General features: G+C 63.2%; 17 protein-coding genes. 13 read left to right on the top strand and 4 right to left on the bottom strand.

Features of this window, described 5'->3' with window-relative positions; genetic code table 11:
- Window positions 1-94 precede the first annotated feature (94 nt).
- The gene (locus tag L1073_RS04345; protein WP_246897114.1) at window positions 95-1,735 is read right to left on the bottom strand and encodes a BCCT family transporter; all 1,641 of its coding nucleotides are present in this window, start codon (window positions 1,733-1,735) and stop codon (window positions 95-97) included.
- A gap of 187 nt (window positions 1,736-1,922) precedes the next feature.
- Window positions 1,923-2,846, bottom strand: a complete 924-nt coding sequence (locus L1073_RS04340) for a LysR substrate-binding domain-containing protein (protein WP_246897113.1) — start codon at window positions 2,844-2,846, stop codon at window positions 1,923-1,925.
- A 138-nt stretch (window positions 2,847-2,984) separates the two neighbouring features.
- On the opposite strand from L1073_RS04340, the gene L1073_RS04335 reads away from it, so the two are divergent.
- A complete protein-coding gene (locus tag L1073_RS04335; RefSeq protein WP_246897112.1) occupies window positions 2,985-4,364 on the top strand; it encodes an L-serine ammonia-lyase in 1,380 nt (459 codons plus the stop codon).
- A 180-nt stretch (window positions 4,365-4,544) separates the two neighbouring features.
- Window positions 4,545-5,282, top strand: coding sequence for a Crp/Fnr family transcriptional regulator (locus tag L1073_RS04330; protein ID WP_246897110.1), 738 nt, complete (start codon window positions 4,545-4,547; stop codon window positions 5,280-5,282).
- A 27-nt stretch (window positions 5,283-5,309) separates the two neighbouring features.
- Here L1073_RS04330 and L1073_RS04325 read toward each other — a convergent pair whose 3' ends face one another.
- On the bottom strand, window positions 5,310-6,194 hold the full coding sequence (locus tag L1073_RS04325; protein WP_246897108.1) for a LysR family transcriptional regulator: 885 nt from the start codon (window positions 6,192-6,194) through the stop codon (window positions 5,310-5,312).
- Between the two features lie 146 nt (window positions 6,195-6,340).
- On the opposite strand from L1073_RS04325, the gene L1073_RS04320 reads away from it, so the two are divergent.
- The 9 genes from L1073_RS04320 to etfB all read left to right on the top strand — a co-directional run bounded on the left by L1073_RS04320 (window position 6,341) and on the right by etfB (window position 18,025).
- The gene (locus L1073_RS04320; protein ID WP_246897107.1) at window positions 6,341-7,450 is read left to right on the top strand and encodes an S-(hydroxymethyl)glutathione dehydrogenase/class III alcohol dehydrogenase; all 1,110 of its coding nucleotides are present in this window, start codon (window positions 6,341-6,343) and stop codon (window positions 7,448-7,450) included.
- A gap of 188 nt (window positions 7,451-7,638) precedes the next feature.
- The gene (gene fghA, locus L1073_RS04315; protein WP_246897106.1) at window positions 7,639-8,496 is read left to right on the top strand and encodes an S-formylglutathione hydrolase; all 858 of its coding nucleotides are present in this window, start codon (window positions 7,639-7,641) and stop codon (window positions 8,494-8,496) included.
- Window positions 8,497-8,724: 228 nt separating this feature from the next.
- Complete coding sequence (gbdR, locus tag L1073_RS04310) at window positions 8,725-9,858, top strand: choline metabolism transcriptional regulator GbdR (RefSeq protein ID WP_425531565.1); 1,134 nt, start codon at window positions 8,725-8,727, stop codon at window positions 9,856-9,858.
- Between the two features lie 184 nt (window positions 9,859-10,042).
- Window positions 10,043-11,020 carry a dipeptidase gene (locus L1073_RS04305; RefSeq protein WP_246897105.1) on the top strand — a complete coding sequence of 326 codons (978 nt, stop codon included), beginning with the start codon at window positions 10,043-10,045 and terminating at the stop codon, window positions 11,018-11,020.
- 126 nt (window positions 11,021-11,146) lie between these two features.
- The gene (locus tag L1073_RS04300; protein WP_246897104.1) at window positions 11,147-11,692 is read left to right on the top strand and encodes a DUF5943 domain-containing protein; all 546 of its coding nucleotides are present in this window, start codon (window positions 11,147-11,149) and stop codon (window positions 11,690-11,692) included.
- A 10-nt stretch (window positions 11,693-11,702) separates the two neighbouring features.
- A complete protein-coding gene (dgcA, locus tag L1073_RS04295; RefSeq protein ID WP_246897103.1) occupies window positions 11,703-13,787 on the top strand; it encodes a dimethylglycine demethylation protein DgcA in 2,085 nt (694 codons plus the stop codon).
- A 128-nt stretch (window positions 13,788-13,915) separates the two neighbouring features.
- Window positions 13,916-15,967: a (Fe-S)-binding protein gene (locus tag L1073_RS04290; protein WP_246897102.1), complete on the top strand. Its 2,052-nt coding sequence runs from the start codon at window positions 13,916-13,918 to the stop codon at window positions 15,965-15,967.
- The gene (gene etfA, locus L1073_RS04285) at window positions 15,964-17,232 is read left to right on the top strand and encodes an electron transfer flavoprotein subunit alpha (protein ID WP_246897101.1); all 1,269 of its coding nucleotides are present in this window, start codon (window positions 15,964-15,966) and stop codon (window positions 17,230-17,232) included. Before L1073_RS04290 ends, etfA begins: the two co-directional genes overlap by 4 nt.
- The gene (gene etfB, locus L1073_RS04280) at window positions 17,222-18,025 is read left to right on the top strand and encodes an electron transfer flavoprotein subunit beta (RefSeq protein WP_246897100.1); all 804 of its coding nucleotides are present in this window, start codon (window positions 17,222-17,224) and stop codon (window positions 18,023-18,025) included. The genes etfA and etfB overlap by 11 nt, the downstream gene beginning before the upstream one ends.
- Before the next feature lie 8 nt (window positions 18,026-18,033).
- On the opposite strand, the gene L1073_RS04275 is transcribed toward etfB, so the two are convergent.
- On the bottom strand, window positions 18,034-19,230 hold the full coding sequence (locus L1073_RS04275; protein WP_246897099.1) for an MFS transporter: 1,197 nt from the start codon (window positions 19,228-19,230) through the stop codon (window positions 18,034-18,036).
- A gap of 269 nt (window positions 19,231-19,499) precedes the next feature.
- Here L1073_RS04275 and fdhA point away from each other — a divergent pair, with 269 nt between their 5' ends.
- Both fdhA and L1073_RS04265 read left to right on the top strand, forming a co-directional pair.
- On the top strand, window positions 19,500-20,693 hold the full coding sequence (fdhA, locus tag L1073_RS04270; RefSeq protein ID WP_246897098.1) for a formaldehyde dehydrogenase, glutathione-independent: 1,194 nt from the start codon (window positions 19,500-19,502) through the stop codon (window positions 20,691-20,693).
- A gap of 168 nt (window positions 20,694-20,861) precedes the next feature.
- Window positions 20,862-22,580 (top strand): NADH-ubiquinone oxidoreductase-F iron-sulfur binding region domain-containing protein, encoded by a 1,719-nt coding sequence (locus tag L1073_RS04265; RefSeq protein WP_246897097.1) that lies wholly within the window; start codon window positions 20,862-20,864, stop codon window positions 22,578-22,580.
- Window positions 22,581-22,582: the final 2 nt, after the last annotated feature.

The raw sequence follows: 22,582 nt of genomic DNA, 5'->3' as shown, positions 1-22,582 counted from the left end.
GTCTTGCACAGAGGGCGCTGTCGCGAGATAGGCTTGGAAACGAAGAAGGCGGCCCGTGGGCCGCCTTCTGTGTGTCGCGAATTCAGGAATTCGCTTAGTTGGTGCGCGGTTCGCTCTTCAGGCCTTTGACGATGGCGTAGCAGGCCGCCAGCAAGACCAGCGTGAAAGGTAGTCCTGTGGTGATGACCGCCGTTTGCAGCGCTGTGAGACCGCCACCCAGCAGCAAGGCGATGGCGATGGCACCTTCGATCAACGCCCAGAAGACGCGCTGCGGCTTGGGTGCGTCGACCTTGCCGCCGGCAGTGATCGAGTCGATGACCAGCGAGCCGGAGTCCGAGGAGGTGATGAAGAACACCATCACCAGTACGATGCCCACGAACGAGGTGATCGCCGTCAGCGGTAGCTGGCCGAGCATGGTGAATAGCTGCAGCTCCAGTGCCGCGTCCTTGACGCCTTCGAAACCGCTGTTGACCTGTTCGATGGCGGTACCCCCGAAGGCGGTCATCCACAGAATCGATACGAGTGTCGGCACCAGGAGTACTGCGATCAGGAATTCACGCACGGTGCGGCCGCGGCTGACGCGGGCGATGAACATCCCGACGAACGGTGACCAGGAAATCCACCAGGCCCAGTAGTACGCCGTCCATCCTTGTGTAAAGCCGGTATCTTCACGGCCGAAGGGATTGGACAAGGCGGGCAGGTTCTTGGCGTAGCCCCACAGATTCTCGAAGAACCCGGTCGCGATCAGCAGCGTCGGCCCGACGAAGATCACGAAGATCAGCAGCAGGAAGGCGAGTGCCATGTTGAGCTGCGAGAGGCGTTGCACGCCCTTGTCGACCCCGGCAAGGACCGAGCCCAGCGCCACCAGCGTGATAGCAAAGATCAGTATCACCATGGTGACGTCGGTGTTGGGCGTATCGAATAGATAATGCAGCCCTGCGGAGGCCTGCGATGCCCCTAGCCCCAGCGAAGTTGCCAGACCGAAGAGCGTGGCGAAGACCGCCAGGATATCGATGACATGGCCGGGCCATCCCCATACGCGCTCACCCAGAATCGGGTAGAAGATCGAGCGCATGGTCAGCGGCAGGCCCTTGTTATAGGAGAACAGTGCCAGCGACAGGGCGACGATGGCATAGATGCCCCAAGGGTGCAGTCCCCAGTGGAAGATCGTTGCCGCCATGCCCAACTGTGCTGCCGCTTGCTCGTTACCTTCGGCGCCGCCCAGGGGAGCGCTACTGCCACCCGCAAGCGAGGTGCCGAAGTGGGTCAGCGGCTCGGAAACGCCATAGAACATCAAACCGATGCCCATCCCCGCTGCGAACAGCATGGCAAACCAGCCAGCATAGCTGAAATCCGGCGTGGCGTTGGCGCCGCCCAAACGGACCTTGCTCAGTGGGGTGAAAATCAGTACGACGGCGAGTACCACGAAAATATTCGCGGCAAGAATGAAGAACCAGTCCAAGTTGCCCGTCAGGAACGAGAACATTGCATTGAAGACCGGTGCCACCTGGTTCTGGAACGCCAGCGTCACGATGACGAAAAACAGGATCACCAGGGAGGAGATCGTGAACACCTTGCCGTGTAGATCGAAGTCGATACCGAACTTCGTGGAGGTGATGTTGTCTTGGCCTATTACATAGTCGGTATCGATCAGGTTCGCCGGCCCATCCGGAGCCGGAATACCCTCTGAGCCTTCATTTGGCTCTTGCGTATCGTCCTGCGAACGTTTGTCCATGAGAATTCTCCGTCTCAGGTAAGCATCGATTGCGTCGTTGACGCGAGATATGCCGCTTGGCGGCTAGCGTATTGTCGTTAAAACGTCTCGTACTCAATAAGTCTGCATAGTTGAGTCGTTTTTGCCATTAAGACCTTAAACGTTTCGTGGCGCGTTTCGCAAAGATGTCTCGCTGGCGTCGACGAATTCAACGTTCACCGCTGCGTGTCGCCTCCTCGACGATCCAGTCGTGCACGGCGCGCACCCGTCGATCGTCCAGTGCCCCGGGATGATAGACCAGGCCATAGCGCTTGCCGGTGGCGACGGCGCCGACGAACGGCGCGATCAGTGCGCCAGTGTCGAGTTCATCGGTGATCAGCGTGCGCCGTGCAATTGCCACACCCATGCCGGCGATGGCTGCCTCCACGGTCAAGTGATTGCGATTGAAGGTGTAGCCACGCCGCACGTTGACCGATTCGTCGCCCAGTGCATGCAGGTAGTGCTCCCACTCGGCGTAGTCGTGGCTACCGCGCCACGCGGTCACGTCATGCAGCAGCGGGTAGTAGCCCAGATCCTCGGGACGCACCAGCGGTGGGCGTCGGCGCAACAGTTGCGGCGAACATACCGCGAAGATCTCTTCATCCATGAGTGGCGTGATCTGGAAGCCGGGGTAGCGTCCATCGTTGAGGTCGATGGCCAGCTCGAACTCACCCTCGCGCAGTGACAGGTTGCTGTCTTCGGAAGCGACATGCAACTCGATGTCGGGAAAGCGCGCTTGTAATCGCGTCAATCGCGGCATCAGCCACTTGGCGAGAAATGAGGGTACACAACGCAAGCGTAGTACGCCACTCATGACCCCCGTACGCAGGCGACGCACCTCCATGCCTACTGCATCGTAGGCCTGATCGACCACCGATGCCAGGCGCTGGCCCTCGTCGGTGAGTTCCAGACGCCGCGGCAGGCGGCGGAAGAGCTTGAAGCCCAGTCGTGCCTCGAGTTGCTTGATCTGCTGGCTGACCGCGCCGGTGGTCACGTGCAGTTCTTCGGCGGCGCGGGTAAAGGAAAGGTGCCGCGCGCTGATCGCGAAGACCTTGAGCCAGGCGTGGGTTTGGGCGTGCAGGGTACGGCTCATGGTTTAGCCATTCTAAATCTTGGTCGAATTATTCTCCGTTGCCCGGCATGCAGGCTGGCTTCAAGCTAAAGTGAAATCGAGCGCCTAACAAGCTCGTTTAGTAATTTTGATTCATCAAGACTGCTCGAGGTGGCACGCATGGCAATCAGTGTGTTCGATCTGTTCAAAGTGGGCATTGGGCCGTCCAGTTCGCATACGGTCGGCCCCATGCGTGCGGCCTGCGACTTCATCGATGCGCTGCGCTCGCATGATTGGTTGACACGTGTCACGCGCGTCGAAGTGCATCTGCATGGCTCACTGTGCGCCACTGGCAAGGGGCATGGCACCGACCAGGCCGTGATCATGGGGCTCATGGGTGAGCGCCCCGAGCGTATCGACCCCGAGATCATGCCCGCCTGCATGGAGGAGCTGCGCGAATCGCAGACCTTGCTGCTCGCCGCTCAGCGGCCGATCTCTTTTCCCTGGGCACGTGACATGCAGTGGCATGATGAACCGCTTGCCTATCATCCTAACGCGCTGCGCCTCATCGCCCATGCCCACGGCGAAGAGTTGTATCGCAATACCTATTACTCCGTGGGCGGCGGCTTCGTCGTCGACGAGGCCCAGGCCGCCAGCGGTGCGCTGGATGCCGATTCCCCCGGCTTGCCCTACGATTTCGCCACGGCGGAAGAGCTGCTCGTGCTGTGCCGCACGCATGGGCTGCGCATCAGCGAGTTGATGCTCGAAAACGAGAAGGCCTGGCGCGATGAGACAAGCGTGCGCGACGCGCTGTGGCGTATCTGGGAGGCGATGAAGGCCTGCGTCGACAACGGTTTGCGCCATGATGGCGTGCTGCCCGGCGGGCTCAACGTCAAACGCCGCGCCAGCACGTTGCATCGGCGTCTGCAGTCGGCGACTGCCGATACCAGCGTGATCGCCTCGACTTTTTCGGCGATGGACTGGGTCAACGTCTTCGCCCTGGCCGTCAATGAGGAAAATGCCGCCGGCGGTCGGATGGTGACCGCGCCGACCAACGGCGCGGCGGGTATCGTCCCGGCGGTGTTGCACTACTACATGCAGTTTCAGCCCGGCGCCTGTGAGCGCGATGTGGTCGACTTCCTGCTTGCGGCCGGCGCCATCGGTATTCTGTGCAAGAAGAATGCCTCGATTTCCGGCGCCGAGGTGGGGTGCCAGGGCGAGGTCGGGTCGGCCTGCGCGATGGCTGCAGCCGGTCTCGCCGAGGTCATGGGCGGCACACCTGCACAGGTCGAGAACGCCGCCGAGATCGGCCTCGAGCACAACCTTGGATTGACCTGCGACCCCATTGGCGGCCTGGTGCAGGTGCCGTGTATCGAGCGCAACGCCATCGCCTCGGTGAAGGCGATCAACGCCGCGCAGATGGCGCTGGGCGGCGACGGCGAGCATTTCGTAACCCTCGACCGCGTCATACGTACCATGCGCGATACCGGTGCCGACATGCAGGACAAATATAAGGAAACCTCACGGGGCGGCCTGGCGGTGAATGCCATCGAATGTTGATACTGAATCGTTTGATCAACCCTTTGGGACGCCCGCGTGGCGTCCTTTTTTTAATTCGGGATCGCACCACGCGGCCTTCTATGGTTTTATTGCGTCGGAAAATAGCGCGCTTGGTGTTGCCGGGGTAGGCTCGGCGCACTGCTCCCGACGTCCGACGAGATAAGATAAAGAAGGTCGCTCATGAGCGAGACAGATAGCTGCATCATCCGCCATTTTCGGCATTACGCGAACCTTACCGAGAGTGACGAAGCGCTGTTGGACTCGCTAGAACGCGAGCCGCGCGAGGTCGAGCGAGGGGAAGCCTTGTGGCAAACCGACGACCCGGCGGGGCGTTTCTGCACGCTCTCCAAGGGCTGGGCGTATTCCTTCCGTGACATGGAGGATGGCTCGCGCCAGATTCTCGAGATATTGCTTCCAGGGGATGTCATCGGTCTGCGCGAATTCGCCTTCCATGAGCGCCTCTCCGGGGTCATGATGATCGATGATGGCGTCGTCTGCGATTTCCCGCATCGTCGCTTGGTCGAGGTGTTTCGCGAATCCTCTACGCTTTCGATGATCTTTTTCGCCGTATCCTCACAACAGCAGGCCTTGTTGACAGAGCGCCTGATCAATCTGGCACGGCGTAGCGCGCGCCAGAAGTTGGCCCACCTGATCTACGAGATGTACATACGCCTGCAGCGCACCATGCCGTACGCCACGCGGCGTTTCCGTCTGCCGCTGTCGCAACAGCAACTGGGCGACGCTCTGGGGCTCACCTCGGTGCATGTCAGCCGCACGCTGAGCGGGTTCCGCGAGGATGGCCTGCTGATCCGCGAACGCCAGTGGGTCGAGTTGCTCGATCCCGACGCCCTGGCGCATGAAGCCGAATTCGCCGGACGCTATCTGCGGGATAGTCTATGGCCGACCTCGGGGGAGTGAACCTCGAAGCTGTCACGGGAGCATGAATCAGATCTGTAGCGTATCCGGCAAATGCGCGACCAGGAAGTCGACGAACTGACGCACCTTGGGCGAGAGGTGCCGGTGGCGCGGATAGATCGCCCACACTGCGGTGTCGGTGAATTGATAGCTATCCAGCACCGACACTAGCTGTCCCTGCGCCAGATACGGCGCCACGTAGTAGTCGGGTAGCTGCGCCAGCCCCAGACCTTTCAATACCGCATCGAGCAACGCCGGCCCCGAGTTGGCGCGCCAGCAACCCTCGATGTGCACCTCCCGACGCTGGCCATTGACCTCGAACAGCCAGCTATCGCGGGAGCCGCGCAGGCAGTTGTGATGGCTCAACTCGGCCAGCGAATGTGGCGGCGCGGCGCGCTCGAAATACGCCCGCGTGCCGACCACATATTCGCGCCGCTCGCACAGCCGCCGCGCGATAAGGCTCGAGTCACGCAGCACGCCCATGCGGATAGCGACGTCGAAGCCTTCCTCGATCAACTCGACCTGGCGGTTGGTGAAATGCATGTCGACTTCGAGCTGCGGGTGCAAGCGCTGGAAATCGTTGACCAGCGGAGCGATATAGCGCTCGCCGAACGTGGTGGCACAGGTCAGTCGCAAGGTGCCCTTGGGCCGCGACTGAAAGTCGACGATGGCTTCCTCGGCCTCTCGAAAGCCATCGAACAAGTGGCGGCAATGCCGGTAGTAGAGAGCGCCGGCGTCGGTAAGACGCGTCTGGCGCGTGGTGCGATACAACAGCGTCGTGCCGAGCTGGCTCTCGAGCTGCCCAATCAAGCGACTCACGTGCGAGGTGGAAACTTTCAGATGCCGCGCGGCGGCGGAAAACGTGCCCAAGCGGGCGACTTCAATGAAAGCCTCGATACGATCCCAACGCTGCATTGTTGCTCCACGGCAATAATCTTGTGGCGTTGTAAGTATTTATCCAAGCGCGCCAACTGCCTAGACTGGTGAGGTTAAACACGCGCGCTTAGACAGCCTATGCTGGCGTCCTGGGCGCCGCCACGATCGACGAAGGAGAATGCCTGATGAAATCACGCGCCGCCATCGCTTGGGAAGCCGGCAAACCGCTGGAGATCGCCGAGATCGACGTCCAAGGACCCAAGGCCGGCGAGGTACTGGTACAGATCAAGGCGACCAGCGTATGCCATACCGACGCTTTCACCCTCTCCGGCGCCGATCCGGAAGGTAACTTTCCGGCGGTGCTGGGCCACGAGGGCGCCGGCATCGTGCAGGAAGTCGGCGAGGGTGTCACCAGTCTCAAGCCCGGCGATCACGTCATTCCGCTGTATACCGCCGAGTGCGGCCAGTGCAAGTTCTGCCTCTCCGGCAAGACCAACCTGTGCAGCTCGGTTCGTGCGACCCAGGGCAAGGGCGTGATGCCCGACGGCACTTCGCGCTTTTCCAAGGATGGCCAATCGCTGCATCACTACATGGGCTGCTCGACATTCAGCGAATATACCGTGCTGCCGGAAGTCTCGCTGGCCAAGGTGTCTTCTGAAGCACCGCTGGACAAGATCTGCCTGCTGGGCTGCGGCGTCACCACCGGCATTGGTGCGGTAATGAATACCGCCAAGGTCGAGCCGGGCGCCACCGTGGCCGTGTTCGGCCTGGGCGCCATCGGTCTGGCGGTCATCCAAGGGGCTCAGATGGCCAAGGCGAGCCGTATCATCGCCATCGACATCAATCCCGACAAGTTCGACCTGGCGCGTCAGTTCGGTGCCACCGAGTTCGTCAATCCCAAGGATTATTCGGATCCGATCCAGCAGGTGATCGTCGATTTGACCGACGGCGGCGTCGATTACTCCTTCGAGTGCATCGGCAATGTCAATGTCATGCGCTCGGCGCTGGAGTGCTGCCACAAGGGTTGGGGCGAGTCGATCATCATCGGTGTTGCCGGCGCCGGAGAGGAGATCTCCACACGTCCGTTCCAACTGGTCACCGGGCGCGTCTGGAAGGGCTCCGCCTTCGGTGGCGTCAAGGGGCGCAGCGAACTGCCGGGTTATGTCGACGATTACATGAACGGCAAGCTCAAGATCGACGAGTTCGTCACCCAGGATATGGCGTTCGAGGAGATCAACGAAGCGTTCGAGTTGCTGCACGCCGGCAAGAGCATCCGTACCGTGCTGCACTATTGATTTATCGCGCCCAATGCTGCGCGAAGGGTGCTTATTGATTTATCGCGCCCAATGCTGCGCGAAGGGCGCTTATTGATTCATCGCGCCCGATGCTGCGTGAAAGGGCGTTCGAGACGTGCCCGACGCTGTATGACTGATACGCGGGCGTCGGTAACCGACGCCCGCCCGGCATGATACAAGGAGGATACATGACCATATCCGAATCGCTGGAACTGGTCTCCGCGACCAAGTCGTTCGGCGGCTGGCTGAAACGCTACAAGCATCACTCGCGCGCGCTCGACTGCGAGATGATCTTCGCCATTTACCTGCCTCCCCAGGCGGAAACCGAGAAGGTGCCGCTGTTGTGGTGGCTCTCGGGGCTGACCTGCAACGACGAGAACTTCATGCAGAAGGCTGGCGCCCAACGCGTGGCCGCCGAGCTGGGTATGGCCATCATCTGTCCTGACACCAGCCCGCGAGGCACCGATCTCCCCGGTGAGCACGAAAGCTACGATTTCGGCTCCGGTGCGAGCTTCTACGTCAATGCCAACCAGGCGCCGTGGTCCAAGCACTACCGCATGTACGACTACGTCACCGAGGAACTGCCCTCGGTGGTGCGTCAGCATTTCCCGCTCAATGGGCGGGAAGCCATCAGTGGGCATTCCATGGGCGGTCATGGTGCGCTGGTCTTGGCTCTGCGCCAACCCGGGCGTTATTCCTCGGTCTCGGCGTTCGCGCCGGTCGTCAATCCCATTGTCTCGCCCTGGGGGCAGAAGGCATTCACAGCCTATCTCGGCGAGGATCATGGCAAATGGACGCAATACGACGCCTGTGAACTGATCGCCAAGGGAGCATCGCGCCAGCCGCTGTTTATCGATCAGGGCGAGGCGGATAACTTCCTCGACGAGCAGCTGATGCCCGAGCGCATCGAAGCCACCTGCGAGAAGCATGACCATCCGCTGACTCTGCGCCGTCAGCCGGGCTACGATCATAGCTATTTCTTCATCGCTACCTTCATCGAAGAGCACCTGCGCTATCATGCCGAGCATCTGCAGCGAAAGCGTTAGACGACTCGCCGGATCGATGCCCCGCTCAGGCGATGAACTGGCGCGGGGCATTTTCTTGAAAACGTCATACGGATGTCGTTTTTGATAGCGTAAGGCGACGCTTTTAGATACGTTGAGGGGGCGCCTTCTCGTCACACTCAAGGCGTTGAACCTGACTTTCTACAATGACAATACATCCCTGGTGAAGCACTACCAGTGGCTCCGAACGTGACCCGAGGAGAACCGCTGATGGCCATGACGAGTGACCGTCCCGCGCCGCCTACCGCCCCCGATGCGCCGCTGCGGTTGGGCTTCTTGTTGATGGATAATTTCACGCTGATCTCGTTGGCCTCAGCGGTAGAGCCGTTGCGTATGGCCAACCAACTGGCCGGGCGTGAACTCTACCAGTGGACCACGTTGAGTACGGACGGTGAGGCGGTGCGTGCCAGCGATGGTTTACTGATCACGCCTGATAACGGCATGCACGAGCCACTCGCGCTCGACATGGTGTTCGTGTGCGGTGGGGTTGGGATCCAGCGCCATGTCACGCGTGAGCATGTGCTGTGGCTGCAGGCCCAGGCGCGTCAGTCGCGACGCATCGGCGCGTTGTGCACAGGCAGTTGGGCGCTGGCCAAGGCGGGGTTGCTCGATGGCTACGAATGCAGTATTCACTGGGAGTTTCAGGCCGCCGCGCAGGAAGCCTATCCGCGTGCCACGCTGACCACGCAGCTTTTCTCGATTGATCGCGACCGTGCTACGGCGTCTGGCGGGACCGCGCCGCTGGACATGATGCTGACGTTGATTGGCCGCGATCACGGCCGTGAGTTGTCGGCGGCGATCTCCGATATGTTCATCTGCGACCGCATGCGTGGCGAGCAAGACCAGCAGCGCGTGCCGTTGCGGCATGTGTTGGGCACCAGTCAGCCCAAGCTGCTCGAGATCGTGTCGCTGATGGAAGCCAACCTGGAAGAGCCCATCGCCCTCGACGAGCTGGCGCACTACGTGAACGTTTCGCGGCGTCAGCTCGAGCGGTTGTTCCAAAAATACCTGAGTTACTCGCCGTCGCGCTATTACCTCAAGCTGCGCCTGACCCGTGCCCGACAACTGCTGCGTCAGACCTCGATGTCGATCATCGAAATCGCCTCGGTCTGTGGGTTCGTTTCCACACCGCATTTCTCCAAGTGCTATCGGGAATACTTCGGCACGCCGCCGCGTGACGAGCGTCTGACGCGTTTAGCAAGCGCTCGCGTGACATTGACGCCCGCCAATCTGGCTGCGGGCAATGAAGACGACGCCTATGTCGCGCCGCGCGCCTCCAGTGCGATGCAGGCCCTGGCCCAGGCACAAGGCGAACCCACCTACGCGAGTGTGCGCCTGGGATAGCGCGCACCACGCGATACCTGGCGTGTGCCACCCACGGGGCCGTCCGATCATCGGGCGGCCCCGTTGCGTTCAGGTCGACGACAAGGCGTGACGCATTTGGAATTCTCCTCGTCGCTTCCAAGCGTCGGCGGCCGCGGCGACGGGGCTAAGCTGGCCGCATGAAGCCATCCCCCGGAGCGACGACATGACCGCCCAAGCACTGCACGACGACGCCATCGTCATCGATGGCCTGATCATCGCCAAATGGAACCGCGAGCTTCTCGAAGACATGCGCCGGGGCGGCTTGACCGCCGCCAACTGCACCGTCTCGGTTTGGGAGGGGTTTCAGGCCACCGTCGACAACATTGTCCAGACCAACGCGCTGCTCGCGGCATGTGACGATCTGGTGCGGCCCGTGCATACCACCGCCGATATCACTCGCGCCAAGGAAGAGGGCAAGACCGGGATCATATACGGTTTTCAGAACGCCCATGCCTTCGAGGATCAGATCGGCTACGTCGAGGTCTTCAAGCGCCTCGGCGTGGGCATCGTTCAGATGTGCTACAACACCCAGAATCTGGTCGGTACCGGCTGTTACGAGCGCGACGGCGGTCTTTCCGGCTTCGGTCGCGAGATCGTCGCCGAGATGAATCGCGTGGGCGTGATGTGCGACCTGTCCCACGTCGGCGAGACGACTTCTCGCGAAGTCATCGAGACGTCCGAAAAGCCGGTCTGCTACTCCCATTGCCTGCCGTCCGGCCTCAAGGAACATCCTCGCAACAAGTCCGACGCCGAGTTGCGCTTCATCGCCGAACATGGCGGTTTCGTCGGCGTAACCATGTTTACCCCCTTCCTGCGTGCGGGTGTCGATGCCACCGTCGACGACTACGTCGAAGCCATTGAATACGTGATGAATATCGTCGGCGAGGACGCCATCGGTATCGGCACCGACTTCACTCAAGGGCAGGATCAAGCCTTCTTCGAATGGCTGACCCACGACAAGGGCTACGCTCGTCGCCTGACTAACTTCGGCACCATCATCAATCCCGAGGGCATACGCACCATCGGTGAGTTCGGCAACCTCACCGAGGCGCTCTTGCGACGCGGCATGAGCGAGCGACAGGTGCGCAAGATCATGGGGGAGAACTGGATGCGAGTGCTCAAGGATGTTTGGGGAGAATAAGCCACGAGCGGCGAGCCATGGGCCGTGAGATATAAGCGGCGAGCTACGGGCTGCGAGCTAAAATGCTGCCGAAGCCCGAAGCCGCGGTAGGGCCATAACAATCAGCAAGATTTGAGGAATACGACCGTGACCAAGATGCCTCCCGAATTGCCCATCGAGGTGGATAGCGAGACCGGCGTGTGGACCACCGATGCGCTGCCCATGCTCTATGTGCCGCGCCATTTTTTCGTCAACAACCACGTCGCCGTGGAGCAGGCGCTGGGCATCGAGACCTACGCCGAGATTCTCTATCAAGCGGGCTACAAGAGTGCCTGGCACTGGTGCGAGAAAGAAGCCGAATGCCACGGCATCACAGGTGTGGACGTCTTCGAACATTACATGAAGCGTCTCTCGCAACGAGGCTGGGGTCGCTTCTTCACCGAGGCGATCGACCTCGACGCGGGCACTGCCTGCGTGCGTCTGGAAGACAGCGCTTTCGTTTATCAACAGGGCAAGGTCGGCCACAAGGTGGATTACATGTTCACCGGTTGGTTCGCCGGGGCGATGGATCAGATCCTCGCCGCGCGCGGCAGCGAGCTGCGCACCGTCGCCGAGCAGACCCAGAGCGCCGCCGAGCCCGCCTGCGATGTCGGGCGCTTCCAGGTCACTCCCCGCTCTCAATCCGCCGGCTGAGGTTTCCACGATGGCATTCGACGCACTTTTTCAACCCATCGAGATCGGCAAGCTGACGATTCGCAACCGCGTGGTCAGCACCGCCCATGCCGAGGTCCATGCCACCGATGGCGGCATGACCACCGAGCGTTACGTCAAATACTACGAAGAGAAAGCCAAGGGCGGTGTGGGGCTTTCTATCTGCGGCGGCTCGTCGCCGGTATCGATCGATAGCCCCCAAGCCTGGTGGAGCTCGGTGAACCTGACCACCGACCGCATCATTCCGCACTTTCAGAACCTCGCCGATGCCGTCCACAAGCATGGCGGCAAGATCATGATTCAGATCACCCACATGGGGCGTCGCTCACGGTGGGACGGTCACGACTGGCCGGTGCTGCTGTCGCCTTCGGGGATTCGCGAGCCGGTGCATCGCTCGACCTGCAAGACCATCGAAGAAGAAGACATCTGGCGGATCATCGACGATTTCGCCCAGGGCGCGCGGCGCGCCAAGGAAGGTGGGTTGGACGGCGTCGAGCTGTCCGCCGTGCACCAGCATCTGATCGACCAGTTCTGGAGCCCGCGCGTCAACAAGCGCACCGATGAGTGGGGCGGCAGCTTCGAGGGCCGCATGCGGTTCGGCATGGAAGTGCTCAAGGCGGTACGCGCCGAGGTCGGCGACGATTTCGTGGTCGGCATGCGCATCTGTGGCGACGAGTTTCATCCGGATGGTTTGACCCACGACGATATGAAGGACATCGCCGCCTACTACGATGCTACCGGCCAGGTCGACTTCTTCGGCGTGGTGGGCTCGGGCTGCGATACCCACGATACCCTGGCCAACGTGATCCCCAATATGGCCTACCCGCCGGAGCCGTTCCTGCATCTGGCGGCGGGCATCAAGGAAGTGGTCAACGCCCCGGTGATCCATGCCCAGAACATCAAGGATCCCACCCAGGCCAACCGCATTCTCGAAGGCGGCTATGTCGACATGGTGGGCATGACCCGCGCACACATCGCCGATCCGCACCTGATCGCCAAGGTCCAGATGGGCCAGACCGATCGGATCAAGCAGTGCGTGGGCGCCAACTACTGCATCGACCGCCAGTACCAGGGCCTCGACGTGTTGTGTATCCAGAACGCGGCGTCGTCCCGCGAATACATGGGCCTGCCGCACGAGATCGAGAAAAGCGCCGGCCCCCAACGCCAAGTAGTGGTCGTGGGTGGCGGGCCGGGCGGCATGGAAGCGGCGCGGGTCGCCGCCGAACGTGGCCACTCGGTCACGCTGTTCGAGGCTGCCGAGGCGTTGGGCGGACAGATCACGCTGGCCGCCAAGGCGCCGCAGCGCGATCAGATCGCCGGCATCACGCGCTGGTTTCAGCTCGAACTGACGCGGCTCAAAGTCGATGTCCGACTGGGTGCGCGCGCCGACGAGGCGACCATCGAGGACCTGCGTCCCGACATCGTCGTCCTCGCCACTGGCGGCCAGCCGTTTCTGACCCAGGTACCCGAATGGGGCTATGCACAAGACCGCGACGAAAGCCTGGTCGTCAGCGCCTGGGATGTCCTCGGCGGTGAGGTGGCGCCGGGCAAGAATGTGCTGGTGTTCGATACCCTCTGCGAATTCACCGGGGTCTCGGTGGCCGACTACCTGGCCGACAAAGGCGCCCAGGTGGAAATCGTCACCGACGATACCAAGCCCGGCAGTGCGGTCGGCGGTACGACCTTTCCCACCTATTACCGCAGCCTTTACGAGAAGGAGGTCATCATGACCTCGGACCTGGCGCTGCATAAGGTCTATCGCGAGGGCACATCGCTGGTGGCGGTATTGGAGAACGAATACACCGGGGCCCAGGAAGAGCGCGTGGTCGATCAGGTGGTCGTCGAGAACGGCGTGCGTCCGAATGAATCACTGTATTACGCGCTCAAGGAACGCGCGCGCAATCACGGTCAGCTCGACCTCGAGGCGCACTACGCCGCCGCGCCGCAACCCAGCCTGGCGACGCTGGACGACGATGCACAATCCGGCTTCCTGCTGTTTCGCGTGGGCGACTGCACCGCGCCGCGCAATACGCATGCGGCGATCTACGACGCTCTGCGGATTTGCAAGGATTTCTGAAGGCGCTTCGCGTCAGCCACGAGCTTCGGGCAACGAGCCGCGAGCAACACTGTTGTAGTCCGAAGCCCGAAGCCCGAAGCCCGAAGCCCGAAGCTCGTAGCTCGTAGCCCCAAAGTGAGGTGGTTAATATGCTCGATATCCTCTTGCCGACCCTAATCTTTGCTGCCTTGGCCCTGGCGGCGCTGGGTGCCTGGCGGCGTGTGCGGTTGTGGCGCCGGGGGCGGGCGTCGAAGGTGGCTTTCTTACGTGGCCTGGCTGCGATGCCGCGACGTTATCTGGTCGATCTGCACCATGTGGTGGCGCGCGACAAGGTGATGGCCAATACTCATGTGGCCACCGCCGGCGGCTTCGTCGCGGCGCTGGGGCTGGCAGTCATCGTGCACGGCCTGGGACTGGCCGAGGGTATGCTCGGCTGGTTGTTGTTGGCGGCCAGCGCGACCATGTTTGCGGGTAGCCTGTTCGTCGTCCGGCGGCGGCGCAACCCGCCGGCACGCTTGTCGAAGGGGCCGTGGATGCGCCTTCCCAAGAGCCTGATGGCGTTCTCGCTGGGTATCTTCGTCGTCACCCTGCCGGCGGTGGGCGTACTGCCATCCGGCTTTTCACAAGGCGTGGGCGGCTGGCTGGTCGCCTTGTTGCTGGCCGGTGTGGTGGCCTGGGGGCTGGCGGAATTGGTAGTAGGCATGACCTGGGGTGGGCCGATGAAGCATGCCTTCGCCGGTGCCTTGCATCTGGCCTTTCATCGCCGTCCCGAGCGCTTTGCCGATACGCAACACGGTGGCTATCCATCCACCGGCCTCAAGGCGCTCGATCTCGACGATACCGAGGCGCCATTGGGTGTCGGCCAGCCCACCGATTTCACCTGGAACCAGTTGCTGGGCTTCGATGCCTGCGTGCAATGCGGGCGCTGCGAAGCGGTCTGCCCGGCCTTCGCCGCCGGCCAGCCGCTCAACCCCAAAAAGCTGATCCAGGACATGGTGGTGGGTATGGCCGGAGGCAGCGATGCTGGCTATGCCGGTAGCCCTTACCCTTCACAAGGGCTTGAGGACCGGCCGGTGGGTGAGCACCAGGGCTCACCGCATGGTCCCATTGTCGCGCCAGCTTCCACAAAAGACGGCAAGGCGCTGGTCGATGCCGAGACGCTGTGGTCCTGCACCACCTGCCGGGCCTGCGTCGAGGAGTGTCCGATGATGATCGAGCACGTCGATGCCATCGTCGACATGCGTCGTCATCTGACCCTCGAAGACGGTGCGACCCCCGGCAAGGGCGCCGAGGTGATCGACAACCTGATTGCCACCGACAATCCCGGCGGTTTCGACCCCGGCGGACGACTCAACTGGGCGGCGGATCTCGAGCTGCCGTTGATGGCCGACGTCGAGCGCGCCGAGGTGTTGCTGTGGCTGGGTGACGGCGTCTTCGATATGCGCAATCAACGCACGCTGCGCGCCCTGGTCAAGGTGCTGCGCGCCGCCGGTGTCGACTTCGCCGTGCTCGGCAACGAAGAGCGCGACAGCGGCGACGTGGCGCGCCGTCTCGGCGACGAGGCAACCTTTCAGTCGCTGGCGCGGCGCAATATCGCCACGCTTTCCCAGTATCGCTTCGAGTGTATCGTTACCTGCGATCCGCACAGCTTCCATGTGCTCAAGAATGAATACGGCGCCTTCTATCCGCCAGGGCAGGAAAGCAGCTACCCGGTCTGGCATCACAGCACCTTCATCAATCAGTTGATCGAGTCCGGTCGGTTGCGACTGGCGCCGGGCCAGGCGTCGCGGGTGACCTATCACGACCCCTGCTACCTGGGCCGCTACAACGGCGAATACGAAGCCCCCCGCGCGGTGCTGAAAGCGCTGGGCGTCGAGCTGGTCGAGATGCAGCGCTCGGGCTATCGCTCGCGTTGCTGCGGTGGCGGTGGCGGGGCGCCGATTACCGATGTTCCCGGCAAGCAGCGCATCCCCGACATGCGCATGGGTGATGTGCGCGAAACCCAGGCCGAGCAGGTCGTGGTGGGCTGCCCGCAATGCACGGCCATGTTCGAAGGTGTCGTCCCGCCAACGGGCGACGAAGAGGTCGCGGTCAAGGATATCGCCGAGATGGTTGCCGTCGCGCTGGATACCACGCCTGCGGCGACGCTGGCGCCGCGTGATGCCTCGACCCCGCAGGCCACCGAGGAGGTCATGTCATGAGCGATCTTCCACGTCGCGATCCCCGCCAGGAATGGATCGCCCGCAATCGTCTGCATCCGCGCCATGCTGAAGTGCTCCTGGCGGCGGGCCAGGGCGCGGCCAGTGAATGGCAGGGTCCCAACGGTCTCGTACGCAGGAATCCGCACGCGATTGGGTTCGTCGGTCCCAATGGCGTAAAGCGCATCGACCGTAGCGGCACGCAGCAAGGTGCGGGTGGCGGCGGTGCGACGACACCGGCTGCCGAGCGTAAGCCGCTGGTCGAGATCGAAGCGCCCGCCTTCCTGGTCGCGGTGGTGCCGGATATGGCCGGCGGCCGCCTGAGCGGGCATGATCGCGATCTGCTCGGCCTGGCGCGCCAGCTCGCCGATGCCGATCCGGTAGCCCGGGGCGCGGTGGTCGCGGTGATCTTCGGTCCCCATAAGGAGACGAGCTTCGCCGAGGCGGGAGTCGATCGCCTGCTGCATCTCGATTCACCGGATGTCGCAGGCTACGCCCCCGAGGCGCGTCTGGGCGCGCTGACCCTGGTCGAGGAGGCCTGGGCACCGCGCCATTGGTTGCTGCCGGATTCCAAGCTGGGCGGCGGCGAGCTGGGCCGGCGCCTGGCGGTGCGTCTCGGCGAACGGCCGGCGACGAGCGTCTGGCAGGTCGCAGCGGATACCGAGGCGGTCATGGGTTGGCAGTGCACCGCGCGGGGCGCGGCGGGGTCGCTGGACATTCGGCGCCCCTTGTCGCGAGTCGCCCTGGCGCTGGCCGAATGTGCCGAACCGGTCAGCGAGACGCGTCATGCTGCCGCCGAACTGGCCTTGCCTCAGCCGTTGCCGTCGACCTTGTCGCGTATCCAGGATCTTGGGCAAGTCAGCGTCGATCCGTCCGGCGTGGCATTGTCAGAGGCCGAATTCATTCTTTCCGCCGGCAATGGCGTCAAGGATTGGCCAGGTTTCCACCATGCCGCCGAGGTGTTGGGGGCTACCGAAGGCGCCTCACGTGTGGCGGTGGATGATGGCTTCATGGCCCGCGACCGTCAGGTGGGCGCCACCGGCACCTGGGTGACGGCGAGAGTCTATGTCGCCGTGGGCATCAGCGGCGCCATCCAGCACCTGCAGGGGATCCAGACCTGCGACAAGGTAGTGGCGATCAACATGGACCCAGGGTGCGACATGATCAAGCGCGCCGATCTCGCGGTGATCGGGGACGCGACCCAGATACTCGAGGCGCTGGTCACCCTGGTGGCACAAGCGCGAGAGGAGAAACGCGATGCAGCCTGAAGTTACCACGATGCCAGCGCTCGAGGTGACGGTGCTGGTTTCCGTCGGTCGTCACCCGTTGACAGGAAGGGCGCGGCGTGCCGACCAGGACGCGCGAGGCGTTGAGCTGGCGCGCTCGCTGACGGATGCCGAGGTACGTCTGCTGCATGCCGGTGAGCGGGATGTGAGCAGCGACGCGGCATTGCGCGGCTATCTGGGCATGGGCTTCACCGAATTGTCGCTACTCGAGCAGCCCGAAGGCGCCGATGTGCTGCCCGCGCTCGCTGAGATCCTGGACGAGACCTCGCCGCAACTGGTAATCACCGGCGAGCGTGCCGAACGGGGCGAAGGCTCGGGTCTGCTACCCTACCTGCTTGCGGAGCGCCTCGGTTGGCCCCTGGTGAGCGGTCTGGCAGCGGTGGAAAGCGTGGAGGACGGTGTGGCGACCTTGCTGCAGGCCCTGCCGCGTGGGCAGCGGCGGCGCCTCAAGGTTCGACTGCCGGCTATCGTCACTGTCGATAACGCGGCCCCTACGCCGCGCCAGAGCGCCTACGGGCCGGCGCGACGCGGTACATTCGAGACGACGGCAGGGCCGGTGAGCGATGATGAAGAATGGGCCGCATGGCAAGTGCAACCCGCCCGTCAGCGTCCCAAACGCCTCAAGATCGTCAAGGCCGCCTCGGCACGAGACCGCTTCAAGGCCGCCGCCGCCAAAGCCGAAGGCGGTGGTGGCCAGGTATTGACAGACGTGACCCCGGAACAGGGCGCCGAGGCGATCCTGACGCTACTGCGTGAAGAAGACGTACTGCGGTGAGGTCCCGCTCAGCGAGCCGAGGCGTGCTCGGGCAGCCCGCTGGCGAGGAAGATGCTGACCACGCCGCCGCCCAAGGCGATCCACAGTGGTGCGGCGGGCGCCCAGAGCGCGGCGACCGGCCCCAGTAGCATCACGCCGAGGGCCGCCAGTGCGTTGGCCAGGCCCAGCGCCATGCCCGATCCCAGCGAGCGGTTCTCGGGCAGGATGTCCTGGGCGATGAGGATGCCCAGCGGCAAGGTCGCGAACAGGCTGATGCCCAGCACGCCGAGCACGATCCACAGCCAGATGCCTTCGGCCATCAGGAAGGCCGCCAGCATGATGACCGAAATACTCATGGCGACGATCAACACCGGGCGTCGGCCGAAGCGATCCGAGAGCCGTCCGCCGCCGAGGTTGCCGATCACGCCGACGACCAGCATGACGGTGATGAAGCTGGCGCCGGTGGTTAGATCGCCCCCGCCCTGAGCCCACATCAACGGTACATAGGTCACCACCGAGAGAATCATCAGGGAACGCAGGGCGGAAAAGGCCACCAACCGCGAGAGCGGGCCGGCATGCAGACGCCAGGCGATGGGGGTGGCATTCGCGTCGCGCGGCGGCAGGCGCGGCGCCCAGTGCAGCACGAACGGCAGCGTGACGAGCGCGGGCAGGGCGAGCAGCCACAGATACCCCAGGCCCCACTGCACCACCACCCAGCTTGCCAGAGCCGGCCACACACCACGTCCTACCTCGCCGCCGACCATGAAGATCGACATCGCGGTCCCCGGGCGTTCGCCACCCAGGCGACGAATCCCGGCCAGTGCCTGGGGATGGAAGAAGGCGTTGGAGATCCCGATCAGCATCAGAATGCCGAGCAGAGGCCAGAAACCCGAAGCAAAGCCTACCAGGGCGCCGCCCAGTGACGAACCGGCGAGCCCCAGAGCGACCATGACGCGGCCACCGACCCGGTCGGCGAAAATCCCCACCAGCGGTTGCAGTGCCTGGCCCATCAACAAGGCCGCCATGATCGTTCCGGCCAGCGCCACCGACAGGTTGAGCGAGATCAGAATCGCCGGCAGCACGCCCGGCAGATAATTGGCGGCGCCGTCGTTGAGAAAATGCGTCCAGCTCATGCCGGTCAGGCGAGCGGGATGTGAGTGGGAACGAGGCGAGGCGGTGGCGGTCGAGGCCTCCATGGCGAACTCCGGTGGCGGGCGATGCCTCATGGGGCATCTTTGAGTATTGGCTTGAATAACATGGCTCTACAGCGGGAACAAGCCCTGCTTACGATAAGACGACTAAGCAAATCGTGGTAGGTCGACGTTTGTGTGGCGTTATGCGTCGGGCGGCAAGAACGCCGGATTGCGTTCTTCGATGTCTCTTTTGGGCATGGCGATGACTCGCTGGGAACATTACGCGCCAGCAAGAGGGCTATGGTCGAAGAGTGGCGTTTGACGCCACGACGCCTCTCACCACGAAATAAAGGACAATCACCATGAGTGCAGCCAACCGCGGCGTGATCTACATGGGTGCCGGCCATGTCGAGGTCCAACCGATCCCCTTTCCCGAACTGGCGCTGGGCAATCGCAAATGCGAGCACGGCGTGATTCTCAAGGTCATCACCACCAACATCTGTGGTAGCGATCAGCACATGGTGCGCGGGCGCACTACCGCGCCGAGCGGCATGGTGCTCGGGCACGAAATCACCGGCGAAGTCGTCGAGTGTGGACGTGACGTCGAGTTCATCGGCGTCGGCGACGTCGTCTCGGTGCCCTTCAACATCGCCTGCGGGCGTTGCCGCAACTGCAAGGAAGGCCAGACCGGCATCTGCCTCAATGTCAATCCCGCGCGTCCGGGCGCTGCCTATGGTTATGTCGACATGGGCGGCTGGGTCGGTGGTCAGACCGAGTACGTCATGGTGCCCTACGCGGACTTCAATCTGTTGAAGTTCCCCGACCGCGACATCGCCATGGACAAGATTCGCGACCTGACGTTGCTCTCCGATATCTTCCCCACCGGCTTCCACGGTTGTGCCACCGCCGGTGTCGGCCCCGGCAGTACCGTCTACATCGCCGGGGCTGGCCCGGTCGGTCTGGCCGCAGCGGTGTCTGCCCAACTGTTGGGTGCCGCCTGCGTCATCGTCGGCGATATGAACCCGCAGCGTCTCGGTCAGGCCGAAAGCTTCGGCTGCGAGACCCTGGATCTGCGCCAGGACACGCCGATGGCCGATATGCTGGAACCCATCCTCGGCGCACGTGAAGTGGACAGTGCGGTGGATGCAGTGGGCTTCGAGGCGCGTTGTCATGGCCACAACCACTCGCACGAGCAGCCCGCCACGGTGCTCAACGCCTGCATGGATGTCACTCGTGCCGGCGGTCAGATCGGCATCCCCGGGCTTTATGTTACCGAAGACCCCGGCGCCGAGAGCCAGGAAGCCCAGCAGGGTAACCTGTCGATGCGTCTCGGCCAGGGCTGGGCCAAATCCCACTCCTTCCATACTGGCCAGTGCCCGGTGATGAAGTATCACCGGCAACTGATGCAGGCGATCCTGTTCGACAAGGTGAACATCGCCGACGCCGTCAATGTCGAGGTCATCTCTCTGGACGAAGCACCGCGCGGCTATGCGGACTTCGACGGTGGCGTGGCCAAGAAATTCGTCATCGACCCGCACGGCAGTGTGGCCGCCTGAGCGGCAATCAATGGCCCCGGTGCGAGACCGGGGCTAACATGCAACGAGGCGCCTGTCTGCGGACAGGATGCCGATAGCCGGGTGGCGTTTTCCATGGTGGTCTGTCCCGCCGGATAACACACTCCCGGGCAAGTCGAGTAAGAGCCTACCGATAATAATGAGCACGCCATGACCGTCGAGACCCTCACTCCCAAGCGTCGTTTCCGCGGCAAGGCCCGTGGCCGTGATTTGGCTCCTGTCGCGCTGGCGGCGCTTCGGGCGCTTCTCGGCGACGAGCGCAGCCACCCGGAGCTGCGACGTCGCGATCTGTTGATCGAGCATCTGCATGCCATCCAGGACGCGCGAGGGCATCTCGCCCTCGCCGAGCTGCGCGCGCTGGCCGACTATATGAACCTGCCCATGGCGGCGGTCTACGAGACGGCAACCTTCTATGCCCATTTCGACGTGGTTCACGACGATCAGGCGTTACCGCCTGAGGTGACGGTGCGGGTCTGCGATTCGCTTTCCTGCCAGTTGGCCGGCGCCGAAGCGCTCAAGGCGGAACTAATGGCCGGGGTCGATCCAGAGGCGGTCAGGGTGGTGCGTGGCCCCTGCATGGGCCGCTGCGAGACGGCGCCGGTGGTCGAGGTGGGGCATCACCATGTGCTCTACGCCACCGCCGAGGGTGTCGAGGCGGTGGTCGATACTGGCCACTTCCATCCCGAGGCGATTCTCTGGCAACGCCTGGCGGACTATCGCGCCGAAGGCGGTTATGGGTTGCTGGCCGATTGCCGCGAGGGACGTGTCACGGTCGAGGCGCTGATGCAGACGCTGGAAGCCGCCAACCTGCGTGGTTTGGGTGGCGCCGGCTTCCCGACCTTCAAGAAGTGGTTCTTCGTGCGTCAGGCAGCGGGGCCGCGCTATTGCGCCATCAACGCCGACGAGGGTGAACCTGGCACCTTCAAGGACCGCGTCACTCTAGAGCGCTCGCCGCATCGCTTCCTCGAGGGCGCGTTGGTCAGCGCCTGGGCGGTGGAGGCCGAGGCGTTGTATATCTATCTGCGCGACGAATACCCCGGCCTGCATCGGGTACTGCGCGAGGCGATCGGCGAGCTCGAGACCGCCGGTCTGGTAGCGCCCGACTATATTATCCTGCGGCGTGGTGCCGGGGCCTACATCTGCGGCGAGGAGTCGGCGATGATCGAGTCGCTGGAAGGCAAGCCCGGCAAGCCGCGCCATCGCCCACCCTATGTCGCCCAGAGGGGCCTTTTCGATTGCCCGACCCTGGTCAATAACGTCGAGACCGTTGCCTGGATCCCGTTGATCTGGGAGAAGGGCGCCAACTGGTTCGCCGGTCAGGGGCGCCATGGCCGCAAGGGCCTGCGTAGCTTCTCGCTCTCGGGTCGGGTCAAGCGCCCAGGCGTGCACCTGGCGCCCGCCGGCATCACCCTCAATGAGCTGATCGAGGAGTATGGCGGCGGCATGCCCGAGGGGCACCGTCTGGCCGGCTACCTGCCCGGTGGTGCCTCTGGGGGACTTCTTCCGGCGAGCAAGGCGGATATCCCGCTGGACTTCGACACGCTTCAGGAGCACGGCGGCTTTATCGGCTCTGCTGCAGTGATCGTGCTCTCCGATCAGGACGACCTGCGCGACGTGGCCACCAACCTGCTGGCCTTCTTTGCCGACGAATCCTGCGGTCAGTGCACACCCTGTCGGGTGGGTACCGAGAAGATGCTGAGCCTGCTCGAACGCGACGAGTGGCAGTCCGATGAGCTCGAACGCCTGTCGCAGGTGATGATGGACGCCTCCATCTGTGGCCTCGGCCAGGCGGCCCCCAATCCCGTGTTGGGGCTACTCAAGGATTTTCGTGGCGAACTCGCCGCCCAGAACCTGATCGTCAAGGGCTAAGG

It is taken from the genome of Chromohalobacter nigrandesensis (assembly GCF_023061285.1).
GTDB classification, from domain to species: domain Bacteria; phylum Pseudomonadota; class Gammaproteobacteria; order Pseudomonadales; family Halomonadaceae; genus Chromohalobacter; species Chromohalobacter nigrandesensis.
This window is presented reverse-complemented; position numbering and strand designations above follow the sequence as displayed.

What these genes read in the sequence shown, in the direction of transcription:
- L1073_RS04345 (WP_246897114.1), bottom strand. Translation starts at nt 1,735, where the DNA reads ATGGACAAACGTTCGCAGGACGATACGCAAGAGCCAAATGAAGGCTCA.
- L1073_RS04340 (WP_246897113.1), bottom strand. Translation starts at nt 2,846, where the DNA reads ATGAGCCGTACCCTGCACGCCCAAACCCACGCCTGGCTCAAGGTCTTC.
- L1073_RS04335 (WP_246897112.1), top strand. Translation starts at nt 2,985, where the DNA reads ATGGCAATCAGTGTGTTCGATCTGTTCAAAGTGGGCATTGGGCCGTCC.
- L1073_RS04330 (WP_246897110.1), top strand. Translation starts at nt 4,545, where the DNA reads ATGAGCGAGACAGATAGCTGCATCATCCGCCATTTTCGGCATTACGCG.
- L1073_RS04325 (WP_246897108.1), bottom strand. Translation starts at nt 6,194, where the DNA reads ATGCAGCGTTGGGATCGTATCGAGGCTTTCATTGAAGTCGCCCGCTTG.
- L1073_RS04320 (WP_246897107.1), top strand. Translation starts at nt 6,341, where the DNA reads ATGAAATCACGCGCCGCCATCGCTTGGGAAGCCGGCAAACCGCTGGAG.
- fghA (WP_246897106.1), top strand. Translation starts at nt 7,639, where the DNA reads ATGACCATATCCGAATCGCTGGAACTGGTCTCCGCGACCAAGTCGTTC.
- gbdR (WP_425531565.1), top strand. Translation starts at nt 8,725, where the DNA reads ATGGCCATGACGAGTGACCGTCCCGCGCCGCCTACCGCCCCCGATGCG.
- L1073_RS04305 (WP_246897105.1), top strand. Translation starts at nt 10,043, where the DNA reads ATGACCGCCCAAGCACTGCACGACGACGCCATCGTCATCGATGGCCTG.
- dgcA (WP_246897103.1), top strand. Translation starts at nt 11,703, where the DNA reads ATGGCATTCGACGCACTTTTTCAACCCATCGAGATCGGCAAGCTGACG.
- L1073_RS04290 (WP_246897102.1), top strand. Translation starts at nt 13,916, where the DNA reads ATGCTCGATATCCTCTTGCCGACCCTAATCTTTGCTGCCTTGGCCCTG.
- etfA (WP_246897101.1), top strand. Translation starts at nt 15,964, where the DNA reads ATGAGCGATCTTCCACGTCGCGATCCCCGCCAGGAATGGATCGCCCGC.
- etfB (WP_246897100.1), top strand. Translation starts at nt 17,222, where the DNA reads ATGCAGCCTGAAGTTACCACGATGCCAGCGCTCGAGGTGACGGTGCTG.
- L1073_RS04275 (WP_246897099.1), bottom strand. Translation starts at nt 19,230, where the DNA reads ATGAGGCATCGCCCGCCACCGGAGTTCGCCATGGAGGCCTCGACCGCC.
- fdhA (WP_246897098.1), top strand. Translation starts at nt 19,500, where the DNA reads ATGAGTGCAGCCAACCGCGGCGTGATCTACATGGGTGCCGGCCATGTC.
- L1073_RS04265 (WP_246897097.1), top strand. Translation starts at nt 20,862, where the DNA reads ATGACCGTCGAGACCCTCACTCCCAAGCGTCGTTTCCGCGGCAAGGCC.